This window comes from Ruegeria sp. HKCCD7559, assembly GCF_013110575.1.
Taxonomy (GTDB): Bacteria; Pseudomonadota; Alphaproteobacteria; order Rhodobacterales; family Rhodobacteraceae; genus Ruegeria.
The window spans coordinates 1,315,312-1,333,945 of the sequence record NZ_WVQU01000001.1 but is presented as its reverse complement, the minus strand read 5'-3'; the positions used below and the strand labels follow the sequence as shown (position 1 = coordinate 1,333,945).

Below are 18,634 nucleotides of genomic sequence, written 5' to 3'. Positions count from 1 at the left end.
GCCGGGTGCAATTTATACCGTCAGTTCAGATCTTCCAGCAAACGACCGTGTTTGCGGGTTTCCATAATCACCTCGCCAAAAGTCGTCAGACCGCGTGCTTGCAGGATCGGCAGCACCTTTATCAATGCCTCGGCCGTGGCAATCGCATCGCCAAGTGCGGTATGGCGCAACGCTTCGGGGATCGTGATTTCCAACCGTTCACACAAGGCGTCCAGTGTGTGCGTGTCGCTTGCCCCGAACAGCACCGCAGACAGCAAGACCGTGTCGAGTATCGGATGATCCCACTCGACACCCATCCGTTTGGCATGGCGGCGCAGAAACGCCATGTCGAACGGGGCATTATGCGCCACGATCACGGCGTCGCGCGAAAACTGATGGAATACGCGTCCGGCTTCGGCGATATCGGGCGCCCCCTGAACCATACGATCGCTGATCTTGTGTACCTTGGTCGAGGCCGGGGGAATCGGAATGCCGGGATCAACCAGCATGTCCAGATGCTCACCCTGAACGATTTTACCATTCAGAACGCGCACTGCGCCGATCTGTACGATCTCATCCTTGTGAGGCAGCAAACCGGTTGTTTCCGTGTCAAAAACCACGAAACACAGATCCGTCAGGGGGCGGTTCTCGAACGCATCATCCCCCGGTTTATTGAGAAGTTCGAAATCATAGACCAGCGGGCGGGCATCGTCCGGCGACATGTGTGTCGCGCTGTCTTCGAAGACAAGCATATATCCGGGTGCATCGCCCAAGGGTTTCATCCGGGCGGAATATGTCTGCCGCCCGTCCACGCTGGACAGGGTGCAATAGACGTCCTTTCCGGTTTTGCACATCTTGGCATATGCGTCTGTCAGGCCGGTGGCTTCGAGGTATTCGAAAAGAGATGCGTTCAGACGAGGATGCGCGATCTGGGCAAGAACCTCGGCGGCCTGCCCGTCGTACAGAACGATCTGATGTTTCGGACTGGCCAGCAGCATGGCCACCGGAATTTCCGTCAGCAGCGCGGTCAGGCGCTGTTTTTCTGCGGCCAGATGCGCGGTTTCGGCGGCCACGGCCTCGGCTGTGCGCATGGCGTTCGAGGCCAGTTGTTCCGCCAATCCCGCCGCAGCCGGGGCAAGATCGCCCAGATACCGCGCGGCCTGCATGTCCAGGTCGGTGCTTACACCGGCATGTGCACGGGCACGCAACTGGGCGGAAAGCCGTTCGATCGGTTTGGCGACGTTGTCGTCGAACAGCAGCCAAACACCCGCGACCAGTGCCAGAAATCCAAATCCGATCAGGATTTCGGCGAAGACGAAATCATTCAGCAGACCGGGGTTTCCCGCACGGGAATAGGTGATCCAGAGAGCGGTGGCGCTGATGGCAACCCCGCCCAGGGCGAGGAGGCAGAAAAACAGAAAAATCCTGAGCCTCAAACTCAAACCGGTCAGCATGATCAAACCCCGCAAGTGGCTGCGATGACGGGGTCATTGGTTCCGGCTGCAATCCAGTCAGCGTTCACCAGACGCCCGTCCTCGGCAAATTCGGCACCATCCGCCAGGTTGGCGCGGCGGCCTTCTGCACAATTCACGGCCACCGGCAGTTTCGAAACCGGAGCCCAGCGGCCAAAGAAGTAAAGATCGACAAGCCGTTGTTCCGGAACGTTTTCGTTTGTGCGCACCGATACGGTGTCGATTGCGGCAAACCGGTCAACGAACGGCACCGCGTAGGTCCAGGGGCGATAAAACGCGCGGCTTTCGACCTCTTGCACGATGGTCATCTCTTCAGGCAGTTGGTCGCGCGTGCGATCGTACCAGGAATATTCGCTGGTGATGGTCATCGCGATCATTCCAAGACCGGCCGCAACCGGCGTTGTCCATTTCGGCAGGCGCCCTCCGGTCAGCTTGTTCAGCAGAAGAACGATTCCGGCAAATGCGATCCCCGCAAAAACCGTGCCGATCAGTTCCAGAAACATGTGGTCTCTCCGTTGGTCAGTCGCATGTCAGCCCAGCATTCCCTTGCCGTGGCCAACTGCCGATTGCATCGTTTTTACCACCACAAAAGCATCACGCAGATGACTTCGCTCAAAGTCCGACAATTCAGACGGTGGCAGATAGTTGTCGGGCATCGCTCCGGACTTAACCAGCCGAACCTGATGTTCGAGCCGCGTTTCCGCGATCAGATCATAGGCGTCCAGCAGGTCACGCGCACCAGAAGGGCTGAGCACGCCGCTGGCCTCGGCGGCTTTCAGGCGGGCGCGGGTGTTGGCCTCGGTCAGCTCGCCTTGCAGCGCGTAGATGCGCGCCAGATCGACGACGGGCACAACTCCGTTGTGTTTCAGGTCCAGCGTATTGCGATGCTCACCCGAGCGGATCGTCGCGAAACCGCGCAGCAGGCCCAGTGGGGGCGTATGCTTCAGCGAGTTCGAAATCATGTGTGCGACGAAGATCGAGTTTGCCCTGGCCGCTGCCAGAGTGTGGGCTTGCAGGTCGGCAAACAACTCAAATGCGCCGCCGATGGGGCGCAGGTCGAACATGACCGAAGCCAGCATTTGCGCCTCGGGGTTTGGCTTGGCAATCCAGCCCTTGAAATAGTCGCGCCAGACACGAACCGGCTGACACCAGCGCGGATTTGTCGCCATCATGTCGCCGGGGCAGTAAAAGTACCCGCAGACGTCCAGCCCGTCAGAGACGAATTTGGCCAGTTTGGTGAAATAGGACATATCGGCGTCGGTGACGCTGTCATCCAGCATCAGGCAATTGTCCTGATCCGATACGCCGGTTTGTTCTTGCCGTCCCTGTGAGCCGCAGGCCAGCCACAAATAGGGTACAGGCGGCGGGCCCAGTTCAGTTTCGGCCAATTTCAGCAGGCGACGGGTAACCGTGTCGGCAATATCGGTGATCAGCCGCGTGACGATCTCGTGCCGGTTCCCGCCGGCAACCAACTGAACCAGCAACTGCGGAATTTCCGCCGTCACCCTCGCCATCTCTTCTGCGCTGTCGGCCTTTGCGATCCGACCAACCAACTCGGCCGAGTTGACGGCCTGATAGTGGGTCAGATCGGTCTGCGTCACGATCCCGACCAGACGACCGCCTTCGGAAACCGGGATGTGGCCAATGCCGCGCTCCATCATGATATGCAGAACGTCCGAGCCGATATCGCTGGGCGAGAGGGTTACGGGATTTTCAGTCATGATTTCGGATATCCGTGTTGTTACGGGCAACCCGTCGGCAACAAATTTGCCCGAAATGTCCCGCAGGGTGGCGATACCCTGCAACGTCTCTCCATCTGTCACGCATAGTGACGAGATGTGTTTGTCACGCATGATGCGTGCCGCTTCCTGAACTGTCGTGTCCGCAGGGCAGGTGGCGGGATCGCGCGCCATCAGAACGTCAATCGAACTGGTCGCAAGGCTTTGAGGGCCGCTGCGATTACCGCGGGTTCGATTGAAGAATTTGGCGACAACGTCGTGGTTGTCGATCAAAGTCCGGACCAAATCCGGAGGCAGAACCATCAGGACAGATGGTGTATGGGCGCGGGCCTTGGTCGCAGCCTTGCCGTCCTTCAACAGGCCGCGTTCACCGAAGGAATTGCGCAACCCCAGATGAGAAACGACTGCGCCGTTCTCGTCGGTGATCTCAACCTGTCCTTCATAAATCACAAAGACCCCGGGCAGGGAATGGCCGAGCTCATAGACCGAGGCGTCTTCCTCAACCTCCCAGACCTCGATCTGCTTTACGATCTGATCGAGGGTGTCCGACGGCAGCGCGTCATAGGGATGAACGGATTTCAGAAACCGGGTAATTTCATCGTGGGATAGGGGCATCTGATGTCTCCGGTATTCTGGTGAAAAAATCCCGCCCGGTGGTGTGCCGGGCGGGAACAGTGGATCGAAAGACGCGGCCGAAGGCAAGTGCCGACAACCGCATCATACTCAGTGATCCTGAGCTGCGCCCGCACCACGGGGAATGCGTACGCTTTCGACCAGATCCTTGATCTCCTGCGGAGTCTCCTTGGTCATACCGGCAACGATGTAGGCCGTTGCAAAGTTGACCATGGCACCGATCGCACCGAACGAGGTCGACTTGATCGGACCCAGCAGCGGATCTGCATCAGTGAACGAGTTGGTGCCCGGAATGAACAGCCAGCCCTTGTGCAGGAAGATGTAGACCAGAGTGACGACCAGACCAGCCAGCATGCCTGCGACCGCGCCGGTGTTGTTGATGCGGGTCGAGAAGATCCCCATCATCAGCGCCGGGAAGATCGAAGCAGCCGCCAGACCGAACGCAAGCGCCACGGTTTGTGCCGCAAAGCCCGGTGGGTTCAGACCCAGATAGGTCGCAACCACAATCGCCACGGCCATTGCGATACGCGCTGACAGAAGCTCGCCCTTTTCCGAGATTTGCGGGTTGATGGCACCCTTGATCAGGTCGTGGGACACAGCCGACGAGATTGCAAGCAGCAGGCCCGCAGCGGTGGACAGAGCAGCCGCAAGACCGCCGGCTGCGACCAGACCGATCACCCAACCCGGCAGGTTGGCAATCTCGGGGTTGGCCAGAACCAGGATGTCACGGTTGAACTTGGTCAGCTCGTTTCCAACCCAGCCTTTTTCTTCGGCAAGTGCCTGCATGTCGGCATTCTTGTCGTTGTAGTACTGGATCTTGCCGTCGCCGTTCTTGTCTTCCCAATCCAGCAGACCGGTTTTTTGCCACGTGGCCATCCAGTCATAGCGTGCGTCATTGTCGATTTGTTCAACAGTAACAGCACCGCCTTCGATGCCGCCATTGGGCCACATCATATCACTGATGTTCAGACGCGCCATGGCACCAACCGCAGGCGCGGTCAGATACAGCAGAGCGATGAAGACCAGCGCCCAGCCAGCCGACCAACGTGCGTCAGCCACTTTGGGAACGGTGAAGAAGCGCATGATGACGTGCGGCAGACCCGCAGTACCGATCATTAGCGACAGGGTGAACAGTACCATGTTCAGCGTGTTCGAGTGGTGGGCCGTGTATTCATTGAAGCCCAGCTCGGTCACGATGGCATCCAGCTTGGTCAGCAGGGGTTCACCGCTGGCGGTGTCACCAAACAGACCCAGCGCCGGAACCGGCGTGCCGGTCAGCTGCAGCGAGATGAAAATAGCCGGGATGGTGTAGGCAGTGATCAGCACGCAGTACTGAGCGACCTGAGTATAGGTCACGCCTTTCATCCCACCAAACACCGCATAGGCAAATACAACCGCTGCACCGATCAACAGGCCCGAGGTGTTGGACACTTCGAGGAAGCGGCCAAAGGCCACGCCGACGCCGGTCATCTGACCGATCACGTAGGTCACCGAGGCCACGATCAGGCAGATCACGGCAACGATACGCGCAGTCTGGCTGTAAAAGCGGTCGCCGATGAATTCCGACACGGTGTATTTACCAAACTTGCGCAGGTAAGGCGCAAGCAGCAGTGCCAACAGCACATAGCCGCCAGTCCAACCCATCAGGAACGAGCTGTTGTCGTAGCCGGTGAAGGCAATCAGACCCGCCATCGAGATGAACGAAGCCGCAGACATCCAGTCTGCCGCCGTTGCCATACCGTTGGTGACAGGATGGATGCCGCGACCCGCAGCGTAAAATTCAGATGTGGACCCCGCCCGGGCCCAGATCGCGATGCCAATGTATAGCGCAAAGGACGCGCCAACAAACAGCAGGTTGATGGTAAACTGATCCATGGGGTTTACTCCTCAACACCGTATTCGGCGTCTAGCTTGTTCATGCGCCAGGCGTAGTTGAAGATCAGCACCAAAAAGACCAGGATCGATCCCTGTTGTGCGAACCAAAAGCCCAGATCGGTTCCGCCGACGGCGATCCCCGACAACATCGGACGCAGCAGAATGCCGAATCCAAACGACACCAGCGCCCAAATCGCGAGGCTGATGTAGATAAGGCGCAGGTTGGCCTGCCAATAGCCCTTGTCGGACTCGGCAGTCTGCGCGGAGTTTGTTGAATGATCCGCCATCGCGGGTTCCTCCTTCGCTTCCTCGTTGGACGGCCCGATGCCCACATCCTCCAGTGCGTCGGGCCGCTTCTCACTTGTGCCGGACGCCATGTGACGTCAGGCAAAACTCCTCCAGTCCGCCAAAGCGGTCTTTTGAAGTATTCTGTTTGGGATCAGAGCCTTGCGGCCCTAAATCCACCCCCTAATTCATGACTTCGCCAACGATTCCTTCAAGGTCATTGGCAATGTCTTCGATCCTGCCCATGGCGTTTGTGCGCTGCAGCACGCCCTGACCGTCATAGTAGGCGATCAGTGGTGCCGTCTGCGCGTGGTACGCCGCAAGGCGCGAGGCCACCGTTTCGGCATTGTCATCCGCGCGGCGCTTGAATTCGGTATGGCCACACTTGTCGCATTTGCCTTCTTCGGCAGGTTTCTTGAACTGGTCGTGGTACCCTTCACCACAGCCGGCGCAGGTGTAGCGGCCCGAAATACGGGTCACCATTTCCGCGTCTTCCACTTCAAGGCTTATCGCGGCGTTGATCTTCTGGTTGTTCGATGCCAGCAGACTGTCAAGCGCTTCGGCCTGAACCGTCGTGCGCGGGAAACCGTCCAGAATGACGCCCTTGGCGCAATCCGGCTGTGCCATGCGGTCGCGCAGGATGGCGATGACGATCTCGTCGCTGACCAGATCGCCGGCTTCCATAACGGCTTTTGCCGCTTTGCCGGCGTCGGTTCCGGCCGCGACGGCTTCGCGCAGCAGGTCACCGGTGCTGAGTTGTACAAGTCCGAATTTCTCTTCCAACATCCGGGCTTGCGTGCCCTTCCCGGCACCCGGAGGGCCGAGAAGGATGAGAACGGCGGGCGTGGTGATCGTGGCAGCGTCCATCACACCCTCACTTATTCGCACGGTTTTCGATCAAGTCTTCGACCACCGACGGATCGGCCAGTGTCGAAGTATCGCCCAACGATCCGAAATCGTTCTCGGCGATCTTGCGCAGGATACGGCGCATGATCTTGCCCGAGCGCGTTTTCGGCAGGCCAGGTGCCCACTGTATCACATCCGGAGATGCAATCGGGCCGATTTCGGTGCGGACCCATGTGCGCAGCTCTTTCATCAACTCGTCCGACGGCTCGCGATCATTCATCAACGTGACGTAGCAATAGATGCCTTGCCCTTTGATTTCATGAGGGTATCCAACCACGGCAGCCTCGGCCACAGCAGCATGCGCAACCAGCGCGCTTTCCACCTCGGCCGTGCCCATGCGGTGACCGGACACGTTAATCACGTCGTCTACACGACCGGTGATCCAATAGTCGCCATCTTCGTCGCGACGGCAGCCGTCACCCGTGAAGTAATAGCCTTTGTAATCCGAGAAATAGGTTTTCTCGAACCGCTCATGATCGCCCCAGACGGTGCGCATCTGGCCGGGCCAGCTGTCTTTGATACACAGAACGCCCTCGACACCGTTGCCTTCGATTTCAACACCGGATTGCGGGTCCAGAACCACCGGTTCGATGCCAAAAAACGGCTTCATCGCCGATCCGGGCTTCATCGCATGTGCACCGGGCAGCGGCGTCATCAGGTGGCCGCCGGTTTCTGTCTGCCACCAGGTGTCGACGATGGGGCATTTGCCTTTGCCGACAACGTCGTTGTACCAGGTCCAGGCCTCGGGGTTGATCGGTTCACCCACGGTGCCCAGAATGCGCAGATCGCTGAGGTCGCATTTTTCGACAAACTCATTGCCCTGACCCATCAGCGCGCGGATCGCGGTCGGTGCGGTGTAGAACTGGTTGACCTTGTGCTTTTCGCAGACCTGCCAGAAGCGCGAGGCGTCGGGATAAGTGGGCACGCCTTCGAACATCAGCGTGGTTGCGCCATTGGCCAGCGGGCCATAGACGATATAGCTGTGCCCGGTGACCCAGCCCACGTCAGCGGTGCACCAGTACACGTCACCTTCGTGATAATCGAATGTGATCTCGTGCGTCATCGAGGCGTAAACAAGATACCCCCCTGTGGTGTGCACAACGCCCTTGGGCTGACCGGTCGAACCCGACGTGTAAAGAATGAACAGAGGATCTTCGGCGTTCATTTCGGCAGGGGCGCAGTAGTCGTCCGCCTCAAGCGCCATTTCGTTGTAGTCAAAGTCGCGACCGTCGATCCAGGTGGTCTGACCGCCGGTGCGCTTGACCACAAGGCATTTTACCGTGTCTTTGCAGTGCAGCAGGGCGGCGTCTGCGTTGGATTTCAGCGGCGTTTTGCGGCCGCCACGCGGGGCCTCATCTGCCGTAATCACGACCTTGGCGTCGCACCCATTGATCCGCGCTGCCAGAGCGTCGGGCGAGAAGCCCGCGAAAACGATCGAATGAATTGCGCCGATCCGCGCACAGGCCAACATGGCGTAAGCAGCTTCGGGGATCATCGGCAGATAGATGACCACGCGATCGCCCTTGCGCACGCCCAGGGATTCCAGAATGTTGGCCATCCGGCAGGTGCGGCGGTGCAATTCTGCGTAAGAGATATGCTGGGCCGGGTCATTCGGATCATCCGGCTCCCAGATGATCGCGGTCTGGTCGCCGCGGGTTTTCAGATGACGATCCAGGCAGTTGGCCGACACATTCAACGTGCCATCGGCATACCAGTTGATCTTGACCGAGCCAAACTCGTAACTGACGTCCTTGATCTGGGTGAAGGGCTTGATCCAGTCGATGCGCTTGCCTTGCTCGCCCCAGAACGCGTCGGGGTCGCTGATTGAGGCTGCGTACATGTCAGCATACTTTGCCGCATCGACATGCGCACGAGCGACGGTTTCTGCGGATGGCGGATAAGTCTTGGCATCTGCCTGGGCAGCGGTGGTCATCTTTGAGGCTCCTCCCTCTGGACTGGATTGCTTGTGGATTCTTTGCCTGTCATTCAGGCAATGTCGATCCTGTTCCTCCCCAAGTTTGAATATTACCGCGTTCTGAAAATAAATAAATAAATTGGTGTAATCCTTGGATTTCTTTGTAAAGAAATTTTAACAATACGGCCATATTAGTAAAAAAATTGGCAAAAGAATCGCTAAAATAATGCAAAAACAGACACTTAAAAGTAACGTTAATTGAAGGCGCTGTGTGTCAATTGTGGTTGCAGCGACAGGTGACCTCAAGGCTTCTGGCGTTTGGGGTCATTTCTGGGGCTTATTCCGCAAAATACGCAAATCCCGGTTAGGGTTGGCACAATCGATTGTTGGCGCTAGCTTGATCGACAAGCGCCTCGGTAGGGGGCGCACCTATGGGAGACAAAACTATGAAAAAGATGTTGAGCGGTGCCGCAGTCGCCGCCCTTGGCGTTGCTTTTGTGACCGAAGCCGCGGCGACAGAATGGAACGCATCCGTCTGGGGCAAGCGCCGCGCCTTTACGGAACATGTTGAAAAACTGGCCGAACTGGTCAGCGAGAAAACCGGTGGCGAATTCACCATCAATGTCAGCTATGGCGGGTTGTCCAAACCCAAGGAAAACCTGGACGGGATCGAAATCGGCGCCTTTGAGATGGCGCAGTTCTGTGCCGGCTATCACCGCGACAAGAACCGGGCGATTACCGTTTTGGAACTGCCATTTCTGGGTGTGAACAACCTGCAGGAAGAAGTTGCGGTAAGCCATGCAGTATACGACCATCCAGCGGTCAAGGAAGAGATGGCGCAATGGAACGCCCGCATCATCATGACCTCGCCAATGCCGCAGTATAACCTTGTCGGCACGGGCGAGCCGCGGGATGAACTTGCTGAATTTGACGGAATGCGGGTCCGGGCGACCGGTGGCCTTGGTCAGGCCTTCGAGGCGGTCGGAGGGGTGCCGACATCGGTTCCGGCGACCGAAGCCTTCAATGCGATGGAATCGGGCGTCGTCGACACCGTGGCCTTTGCCCAGCACGCGCACCTGTCATTCGGAACGATCAACGAAGCGGACTGGTGGACCGCGAACCTGAATCCAGGAACGGTGAACTGCCCGGTTGTCGTCAACATCGATGCCTACGAGGCCCTGCCAGCCGAACATCGTGAGGCTCTGGACAGCTCGATTGACGAGGCGATCGATCACTACCTTGCGAATTACGGCGGCTTGCTCGAACAATGGGACAGTGTCCTGGAAGAAAAGGGTGTCCAGAAGGTCATGATCGACGACGCGGTAATCGAAGAGTTCCGCACGAAGGCCGCTGATCCGATCCGTGAAAAATGGATTGCGGACATGACCGCACAGGGCCTGCCGGCGCAGGACCTTTACGATCTTGTCCAGACGACGCTGAAGCAACAGCGCGGCGGCAACTGATCCACAAGGCCGGGTGCTTTCAAGGCGCCCGGCAACAAACAACAAGGAAACACCGGAATGGCAGGACAAGCCACGGTTCTGGTAGACGGCAGCCGTCTGAGCCAGTTGGATCAGCGTTTGCTCGTGCTCGAACGGTTTCTGGCACTGATCAGCGGATTGGCGGTTTTTTCACTGATGGTATTGGCCGTTGTATCGGTCAGTGGTCGAAATGCACTGAATGCTCCTTTGCCGGGCTATGTGGACTGGATCGAACAGGCGATGCCTCTGATCGCTTTTCTGGGCATTTCATATGTTCAGCGTGATGGGGGGCATATCCGGATGGATATAGTCATATCCCGCTTGCACGGTCGGGCTTTGTGGCTGTTCGAATTGCTCTCGGTGGTCCTGATCCTGATCCTGATGCTGGCTCTGGTTTGGGGCAGTTGGTCTCATTTCGACCGGTCCTTTGATTTTGGCGCCCCAATGTGGAGCCGGGACAGTTCGATCGACATCGGCATACCCTTGTGGCCGGCCAAGCTGCTGGCACCCGTTGCATTTTCCGTTCTCTGCCTGCGCCTTGCGCTGCAAGTCTGGGGGTATGGTCGGGCGTTCTGGCTGGGGCTGGACACTCCGGCGGCCGTTCCGTTGATACAGGATGCAGCGGCGCAGGCGGCGGCCGAGGCCGAACAGTTCGAAGGGCAGGACTGATACATGGACACGATTGAGATTGGCCTTTGGGTCACTGGCGGCCTTCTGGTCCTTGTCGTGGCGGGCATGCGGGTTGCCTTCGCAGCGGGTTTGGCAGGGCTTGTCGGACTGGTTTGGATTTTCTGGGCCAAGTTCGGTTACGATCCGGAACGGTTTGGCAAGGCGCTGACAGTGGCAGTCAAGACCGCGGGGCAGGTGCCACATTCCAAGGTCGCGTCCCACACTCTCAGCCTGATTCCGACCTTTATCCTGATCGGGTATCTGGCTTATTACGCGGGGCTTACCCGCGCTTTGTTCGAGGCCGCAAAACGTTGGGTCGCATGGGTGCCCGGAGGGTTGGCGGTTTCGACCGTTTTCGCCACAGCCGGGTTCGCCGCGGTGTCCGGAGCTTCGGTTGCGACGTCCGCCGTCTTCGCCCGTATCGCGATTCCGGAAATGCTGAAGGTGGGCTATAACAAACGCTTTGCAGCAGGTGTGGTTGCCGCGGGCGGGACGCTGGCCTCCCTGATCCCGCCTTCGGCCATTCTAGTGATCTACGCGATCATCGTCGAGCAGGATGTCGGGAAGCTGCTGTTGGCGGGGTTCATTCCGGGTGCGTTTTCCGCAATTGTATACGGCCTTCTGATCGTCGGGATTGCAGTGATATTCAAATCCGTTGGTCCGCCTGTCACGGGGTTTTCCTGGAAACAGCGCTTTGCCGCTCTTCCCGGTGCTATTCCGATTGTCGCCGTCATCCTGATCATCATTTGCTTTGTCTACAATCCGTTTGGAGAAAAAGCATGGGGCACTCCGACGGAAGGCGGTGCCATTGGCGCCTTCATCGTATTCTGTTTCGCCTTGTTCCACGGAATGCGCTGGGCCGAGCTCAAATCCGCGCTTTTGGAAACCGCCAAACTGACGGCGATGATCTTTTCGATCATCTGGGGCGTTCTGATCTATGTGCGCTTTCTTGGGTTCGCCGACCTGCCGGGTGCCTTCTCGGATTGGATCACGGGGCTCGAGATGTCGCCCATGATGATCCTGATCTGCATTCTGCTGGCATATGCGGTGTTGGGCATGTTCATGGACGCGATCGGGATGCTGCTTTTGACTTTGCCCGTCGTCTATCCGGCGGTAATGGCCTTGAATGGTGGTGAAACCGTCAGTGCCGCCGACAGCGCGTTTGGAATGTCCGGCCCGATGTGCGCGATCTGGTTTGGCATTCTGGTCGTCAAAATGGCCGAGTTTTGCCTGATTACACCGCCCATCGGGCTGAACTGCTTTGTCGTTGCCGGTGTGCGCCCGGACCTAAGTGTTCAAGATGTGTTCAAAGGCGTCACGCCCTTTTTCATCGCGGACGCCCTGACCATCGCAATGCTTGTGGCATTCCCGGGTATTGTCCTCTACCTGCCATCGCTTGCGGGATAGCTCGGAAGCGAGGCTCTGCCTCGCGCTCCGGGATATTTGTGGCCAGATGAAGTTCGGATCCCCTGCTTCATCTGGCTGAAAATATCCCGGGGGAGGCGCGCGCAGCGCGGCGGGGGCAGAGCCCCCAAGATCGCGTGTTATCCAGCTCGCATCAACATTCCGAACAGATCGCGCGGATCGTCCGGGTCGGCCAACATGTCCAGAGGTTCAAAGAAGGTTGTGCCTTCAATCGCCTGTTTCACATAGCGCAGGGCCGAGAAATCCTCGATGGCAAAGCCGACACTGTCGAATAAAGTGATCTGCCGCTCATCGATGCGCCCCTTGGCGGCGCCGGTGATGACCTGCCACATCTCGGTCACAGGGTGATCCGCGTCCAGCGCCTGAATTTCGCCTTCGATCCGGGTTTGTTCAGGGTACTCGACGAAGATGTCCGAACGTAACAGGATGTCGCGATGCAGCTCGGTCTTGCCGGGGCAATCGCCTCCGATGGCGTTGATGTGCACGCCGGGCCCGACCATGTTGTCGGTCAGGATCGTTGCGTATTTCTTGTCTGCCGTGCAGGTGGTGATGATCTGGGCACCTTCAATGGCGTCTTCCGGCGTCTTGCAAGGGATGACGGTCAGGCCCTTGCCCTGCAAGTTCGCAGCGCATTTCGACGTGGCATTCGGGTCGATGTCATAAAGCTGAACGGTGTCGATTCCGCACATTGCCTTGAAGGCAAGGCACTGGAATTCGGACTGTGCGCCATTACCGATCATGGCCATTGTCCTGGCATTTTTCGGGGCCAGATAGCGCCCGACCAATGCCGAAGTCGCAGCCGTGCGCAGCGCGGTCAGCATTGTCATTTCGGTCAACAGCGTCGGATATCCTGTATAGACGTCTGCCAACAGACCGAATGCAGTTACTGTTTGCAGCCCCTCGGAGGTATTCTTGGGATGGCCGTTTACGTATTTGAACCCGTACGCCTCACCATCCGAAGTTGGCATCAACTCAATTACGCCATGAGGAGAATGCGCCGGAATGCGAGGTGTCTTGTCGAAGCTTTCCCATCGTTTGAAATCGGCCTCGATCTGAGCGGCAATCTGCGTGATCATCTGTTCGACGCCAATGTGGTGTACCAGTCGCATCATGTTGTCCACGGAAACGAATGGTACCAGGGCCTTGTCTGAAGGTTGCATGGTGCTCTCCTATCGGCGGGCAAGGTGAACGCCTGCAATCATGCAGCGCACGGACCCACCGGCGGTTTCAATTGTAGGAACGGACAGCGGCAACGGTGTTGCACTGTCCTGGATTGTTGCGATTTGGTCTGGTGTGAGGGCGGCAAGTGCCCTGCTGGACAGGGCCAGACCCAACCCATCCCGTCCGGTCAGTTCAATGGCGTTACCTGCGAACTCGGCAATTTGGTCGTGCGTCAGGTCAATGACCGTTCGACCGGATTCTTCCAGCCGATTGCGAACGGTCATGCGGCGGGCCGGGTCCGAAATCATGTCGAGGCAAATCAGGGCGTAATGCGTTCCGATACCCATCAAAACGTTGGTGTGATAAACGTCTCGGCCCTTGGCATCGCGGGCTTCGAAGGCGATTGGTTCATAGTTGAAATGTGTGCAGAACCGTTCCAACAGGACCGGATCGGCGCGATTGGACGTCACCGTGTAAGCGATACGGGCCACATGATCCAACACCATCGCGCCGGTCCCTTCCAGGGCCAGGTTGTCTTGTTCCAGCCCGGAATAGTCGATGACATCCTGCACACGGTATTCCTCTTTGAGCAGTTCGATTACATCGGTCCGGCGTTCGCGTCTGCGCGATGGCACGAACATCGGGTAGATCGCCACATGGCCGCCGGGATGCGTCGAGAACCAGTTGTTTGGAAAAACGCTGTCAGGTGTGTTGAGGTCCCCGAAATCGTCAAACACATGAACAGTGACACCGGCGTCGCGCAATTGCTGTACCGCCCGATCATGTTCATCCCTGGCCGCTTCCGACGTGGCCTGGGCGGATGCGGTGCTCAGCGTTTGAAAGGCATTGTCATCGCGTGTTTCCGGGTTGGACGCAAAAGCGTGCGGCCGGATCATGACGGCGGCAGATGGCGCTTGCAGAGACAGCATCAAAAACTCCGGGTGGGACGGTCGAAGATACGGCGACCCATCAACGAGGCGGCCAGATCGACCATCAGTTTTGCGGTTCGGCCCCTCTCATCCAGAAACGGGTTCAGTTCGACCAGGTCCAGCGAGCAGACAAGCCCGCTTTCATGCAGCAGTTCCATTACCAGGTGGGCTTCGCGCTCGGTTGCACCGCCGGGCACGGTCGTGCCGACTGCGGGCGCCACTGCCGGGTCGAGGAAATCGACATCCAAAGATACATGTAGCAGAGCGTTTTCTGCCTTCACGCGATCAAGAAAGGCCAAAAGGGGGGCTTTGATTCCATTTTCATCGATGCTGCGCATATCCGCCAGCATGGCACGGTCTTGCTCCAGCGCCGCCCGTTCCGCCGGGTCAACAGAACGCAATCCGATCATGCCGACGCGATCCGTCGGTATGACGGCCGGCAAAGGGGGGAAATCCTCAAATCCGGGTCTGCCGGTGAAATACGCCACCGGCGTTCCGTGCAGGTTGCCGCTGCCGGTACTGTCCGGAGTGTGAAAGTCGCTGTGGGCGTCAAGCCATAGCACAAAAAGAGGGCGGTCGATCCGAGCAGCATGGGCGGCCATCCCGGCCACCGTACCCATGGACAGGGCGTGATCACCCCCCATGAAAATCGGAATGCCCTGACCCGCCGCGTCTTGCGCAGCTTTGCTGAGAGCGTGCGTCCACCCCACGCATTCGGGCAGGGCGAATAGGTGCGGGTGTCGGGGAATGTCGACGTTTTCGGCCTGCACGTCGCCCCAATCTTGGACGGTGTGACCAAGATCAGACAGCGCCTCATCCAACCCTGCCACGCGATACGCATCAGGTCCCATCCGGCATCCCTGACGACGTTTCCCGGCGTCCATTGGGGCGCCGACCAGTATGATATCCTTGATTTCCATGTGTTCATTTAGGCCGTCGAGCTGTCTTGCGTGAAGTCGGCAAAATGCTCAAAATGGTCTCGGAAGTTCCTTTATGAGAAGATGCTATGGACGAATTGGACAATCGGCTGCTCAATGCGTTGCAACGGGATGCACGGGCAAGCCTGTCAGAGCTGTCGGAAACACTGGGCGTGACACGCACCACGGTCCGCAGCAGGTTGCAGCGGCTGAAACAGTCCGGTGAAATCGTCGGCTTCACCGTCCTGACGCGTCGCGACCTGGCGCAAAGCCCGGTGCGCGGGTTGATGATGCTCGAGATTGAGGGGCGCGGGACGGAACGCGTCATGGCCCGGATCGGTGCCATGCGTCAGGTGACGGCAGTTCATTCGACAAATGGCAGTTGGGATCTGATCGCCGAGATCAGCGCGGAAACCCTGGCCGAACTGGATGAGGTTCTGTTTCAGATCCGACGGATCGACGGCGTGACGCGTTCGGAAACGAACCTTTTGCTGTCAACACGCAAGGGGCGGCTCTAGCGCTTTGAGATAAAACCAAAATGTGCCAGAGTCCGTTGGCAGATGATGTCTGAATCGTCGACGGGCGGGTGAGCCGCGCGTGGTATCTGCGATCAGAAACTGGCGGGGACGTGCAGCATGACCAATGCGGAAAGTGACGGTGAACCTCTGGCCGTACACTGGGTCGAAAAGCTTACGGCCATGTTGGAAAAACCGTGGCTGCGGATTGCAATACCGGTTCTCGTGACCGGGATCGCGCTGACGGTTCTGCATGATTTGTCGGCGCATGTGAAATGGTCAGATGTCCAGACCGATATCGCAACGACGTCGTGGAAACTGATGTTTTTCGCATTGTGCTGGACCGCGTTCAGTTTCCTGTCGCTGTCGCTCTATGATGTGTTTGCCGTGCAAAGCGTGGCGGGCGGCAAAGTACCATTGCCTGTTGCCGGAATGGCAGGAGCCAGCGGCTATGCCGTGTCGAACTGTCTGGGTTTTTCCTACATTACCGGAACGGCGATCCGGTATCGGATATATGCGTCGCTGGGCTTGGATCTGGGGCGGGTGGCCGGGGTTATCGCAACGTCCTGGGTCGCGTTCTGGATGGGGCTTGTTCTGGTTCTGGGTGTGTTGCTGACCGTGCATCCGGATGGGATCTCGAAAGTGATGCCTGTCAACGAAACGGTGGAAACCGCCATCGGGCTGAGCCTTTTGGGGGCATTGGTCGCGATGTTCATATGGTTGTCCAGCGGCGGCAGGCGGTTGGCCGTCGCCGGTATCGGGTTCGACTTGCCGGGTGGCAAACTGGCCAGCCTTCTGACACTGGCCGCCATCGGAGATCTGGTTGGCGCGTCCATGGCGCTCTATGTCCTGATGCCGGACGATCTGGGCGTTGGCTATCCCTATTTCTTCACGATCTACATCGCCGCCATTGCCGTTGGAATCCTCAGCCACGCGCCGGGCGGGCTTGGGGTATTCGAAGCCACGCTTATCGCGGGGCTTGGAGCGTCGGGACGTTCGGATGTGATCGCAGCCTTGTTGCTGTATCGCGTCGTTTACACCTTCTTGCCGTTCGGTATCGCCAGCGTGTCCATTGCGATCGCGTCCGCACTGACGCAAAGGCACAGGATCGGCGGCGCCGCGACATGGGTCTATCGGGTTATCCGCCCCATTGTTCCGATGGTGGCAGCCGGGGTTGCGGCCGTGGCAGGGGTGGTCCTGCTGATATCCGGCGCATTGCCAGCGGGCACGCAGAACCTTGGCGTTCTGAGAGAGGTCTTGCCGCTGTCGTTTGTCGAGGCATCGCACCTTGCCGGCAGTGCTGTCGGCGTGCTGCTTTTGCTGGTGTCCCGCGGTTTGTTTCGAAAGCTCTACCGCGCATGGGTGGTGGCCATGCTGTTGATGGTGGCCGGGTTCTTTGCCTCGCTGGCAAAGGGGCTGGACACTCACGAAGCGCTGTCGATGCTGGGCACGATTGGCCTTCTGGCGATGTTCCGCGGGGCGTTTTACCGGGTCAGTGGCGCGTCGATCTTCAGGCTGAATATTCCTTGGTTGGTCAGTGTCGTGGCGCTGCTGGCGGTGATATTCTGGATCGGACTGTTCGCCTATTCCCATGTCGAGTACCAGAACGCCCTGTGGTGGGAATTTGCCTGGAACGGAGATGCTTCGCGCTTTTTGCGCTCCAGCCTCATCGTGGCGGTGATCGTGGGGGTCGTGGCCGTGAACTCTCTGTTCGGGCGAGAGATTCCGACACCTGTGCGCACGGAAATCCCCGAGGTCGTTGAACGGCTTGTGATGGAGTGCGAAGATACCGAATCCCAAATCTCGCTTACCGGTGACAAACAGTTCCTGATTTCACCGGATGAGACCGCATTCATTGCGTATGCAGACACGGGCAACGCTCTGATCTCGAAGGGAGAGCCGGTCGGCGATGAAGCCGCGGGGCAGCAATTGATCTGGCAACTCAGGGAAATGGCGGACCGAGAAGGCAAGCTGTGTGCCTTCTACAGTGTTTCAACCAAATACCTGCCGACATTTCTGGATCTGGGCCTGTCGATCCTGAAGATCGGCGAGGTCGCGCGGGTGCCGCTCAAGGATTTCTCGCTGGACGGAAAGTCGCGCAAGCGGTTCCGGCAGGCCAGGAACCGGGCCGAGCGGGAGGGCTATGTATTCGAGATCATTCCGAAAGAAGACCTGGCCCCGGTCTTGCCGGAATTGCGCGCGATTTCAGATCATTGGCTGGCGCAAAAGGCAGGTGTCGAAAAGGGCTTTGCGCTTGGGGGATTTGACGATCAGTACCTGTCTTATTTTGATCATGCGGTTCTGCGTGACGGTGAAACAGGCAAGATCATGGCCTTTGCCAACCTGTTTCAGGGCGGCAACAAATCCGAGCTGTCACTGGATTTGATGCGCTATGAACCTGACAGCCCAAGCTTTGTCATGGACGCGCTGTTTGCAGAGATGATGAACTGGGGATCACAGCAGGGGTTCCATTGGTTCTCGCTGGGTGCGGCGCCGTTTTCGGGGATCGAAAACCGTCAACTTGCCTCGCTTTGGAACCGCATCGGCGGCTTTGTCTATGAGCATGGCGAGCAGTTCTATCATTTCGAAGGGCTGCGCGCCTTCAAACAGAAATTCGATCCGGAATGGAGCCCCAACTATCTGGCCAGCCCCGGCGGGCTGGCCGCGCCCCGCATCCTTTACGAGGTCAATATCCTGATCTCGGGCGGTCTGCGCGGGTTGACCAAGTAGCGC

General features: G+C 58.3%; 15 protein-coding genes. 5 read left to right on the top strand and 10 right to left on the bottom strand.

Annotated features, from left to right (window positions below; all coding sequences use genetic code 11):
• Positions 1-20 precede the first annotated feature (20 nt).
• The 7 genes from GS605_RS06645 to acs form a co-directional block, all read right to left on the bottom strand.
• Complete coding sequence (locus tag GS605_RS06645; protein WP_171633039.1) at positions 21-1,433, bottom strand: PolC-type DNA polymerase III; 1,413 nt, start codon at positions 1,431-1,433, stop codon at positions 21-23.
• A 2-nt stretch (positions 1,434-1,435) separates the two neighbouring features.
• Positions 1,436-1,954: a hypothetical protein gene (locus GS605_RS06640; RefSeq protein ID WP_171633037.1), complete on the bottom strand. Its 519-nt coding sequence runs from the start codon at positions 1,952-1,954 to the stop codon at positions 1,436-1,438.
• 27 nt (positions 1,955-1,981) lie between these two features.
• Positions 1,982-3,805 (bottom strand): DUF294 nucleotidyltransferase-like domain-containing protein, encoded by a 1,824-nt coding sequence (locus GS605_RS06635; protein WP_171723433.1) that lies wholly within the window; start codon positions 3,803-3,805, stop codon positions 1,982-1,984.
• Between the two features lie 108 nt (positions 3,806-3,913).
• The gene (locus tag GS605_RS06630) at positions 3,914-5,698 is read right to left on the bottom strand and encodes a sodium:solute symporter family protein (RefSeq protein WP_171633032.1); all 1,785 of its coding nucleotides are present in this window, start codon (positions 5,696-5,698) and stop codon (positions 3,914-3,916) included.
• Between the two features lie 5 nt (positions 5,699-5,703).
• A complete protein-coding gene (locus GS605_RS06625; RefSeq protein WP_170344753.1) occupies positions 5,704-5,985 on the bottom strand; it encodes a DUF4212 domain-containing protein in 282 nt (93 codons plus the stop codon).
• 181 nt (positions 5,986-6,166) lie between these two features.
• Positions 6,167-6,850: an adenylate kinase gene (locus tag GS605_RS06620; RefSeq protein ID WP_171723432.1), complete on the bottom strand. Its 684-nt coding sequence runs from the start codon at positions 6,848-6,850 to the stop codon at positions 6,167-6,169.
• Positions 6,851-6,857: 7 nt separating this feature from the next.
• Complete coding sequence (gene acs / locus GS605_RS06615) at positions 6,858-8,822, bottom strand: acetate--CoA ligase (RefSeq protein ID WP_171723431.1); 1,965 nt, start codon at positions 8,820-8,822, stop codon at positions 6,858-6,860.
• Positions 8,823-9,250: 428 nt separating this feature from the next.
• Between acs and GS605_RS06610 the strand changes: the two genes are divergently transcribed.
• The 3 genes from GS605_RS06610 to GS605_RS06600 are packed head-to-tail and all read left to right on the top strand — an operon-like array spanning position 9,251 to position 12,361.
• Positions 9,251-10,267 (top strand): C4-dicarboxylate TRAP transporter substrate-binding protein, encoded by a 1,017-nt coding sequence (locus GS605_RS06610; RefSeq protein WP_171723430.1) that lies wholly within the window; start codon positions 9,251-9,253, stop codon positions 10,265-10,267.
• 57 nt (positions 10,268-10,324) lie between these two features.
• A complete protein-coding gene (locus GS605_RS06605) occupies positions 10,325-10,954 on the top strand; it encodes a TRAP transporter small permease (protein ID WP_171723429.1) in 630 nt (209 codons plus the stop codon).
• A 3-nt stretch (positions 10,955-10,957) separates the two neighbouring features.
• Entirely contained in the window at positions 10,958-12,361 is a 1,404-nt protein-coding gene (locus tag GS605_RS06600; RefSeq protein WP_171723428.1) for a TRAP transporter large permease, read from the top strand.
• Between the two features lie 137 nt (positions 12,362-12,498).
• Here the strand turns inward: GS605_RS06600 and GS605_RS06595 are convergent, their stop codons facing one another.
• From GS605_RS06595 to rocF, 3 genes are read right to left on the bottom strand one after another with little or no spacing between them, the layout of a single operon-like run.
• On the bottom strand, positions 12,499-13,539 hold the full coding sequence (locus GS605_RS06595; protein WP_171723427.1) for an ornithine cyclodeaminase: 1,041 nt from the start codon (positions 13,537-13,539) through the stop codon (positions 12,499-12,501).
• 9 nt (positions 13,540-13,548) lie between these two features.
• Complete coding sequence (ctlX, locus tag GS605_RS06590; protein WP_171723426.1) at positions 13,549-14,469, bottom strand: citrulline utilization hydrolase CtlX; 921 nt, start codon at positions 14,467-14,469, stop codon at positions 13,549-13,551.
• Positions 14,469-15,389: an arginase gene (rocF, locus tag GS605_RS06585; protein WP_171633014.1), complete on the bottom strand. Its 921-nt coding sequence runs from the start codon at positions 15,387-15,389 to the stop codon at positions 14,469-14,471. Before rocF ends, ctlX begins: the two co-directional genes overlap by 1 nt.
• Before the next feature lie 86 nt (positions 15,390-15,475).
• Between rocF and GS605_RS06580 the strand changes: the two genes are divergently transcribed.
• Both GS605_RS06580 and mprF read left to right on the top strand, forming a co-directional pair.
• The gene (locus tag GS605_RS06580) at positions 15,476-15,904 is read left to right on the top strand and encodes an Lrp/AsnC family transcriptional regulator (protein ID WP_171633011.1); all 429 of its coding nucleotides are present in this window, start codon (positions 15,476-15,478) and stop codon (positions 15,902-15,904) included.
• Positions 15,905-16,021: 117 nt separating this feature from the next.
• Complete coding sequence (mprF, locus tag GS605_RS06575; RefSeq protein WP_371807729.1) at positions 16,022-18,631, top strand: bifunctional lysylphosphatidylglycerol flippase/synthetase MprF; 2,610 nt, start codon at positions 16,022-16,024, stop codon at positions 18,629-18,631.
• Positions 18,632-18,634: the final 3 nt, after the last annotated feature.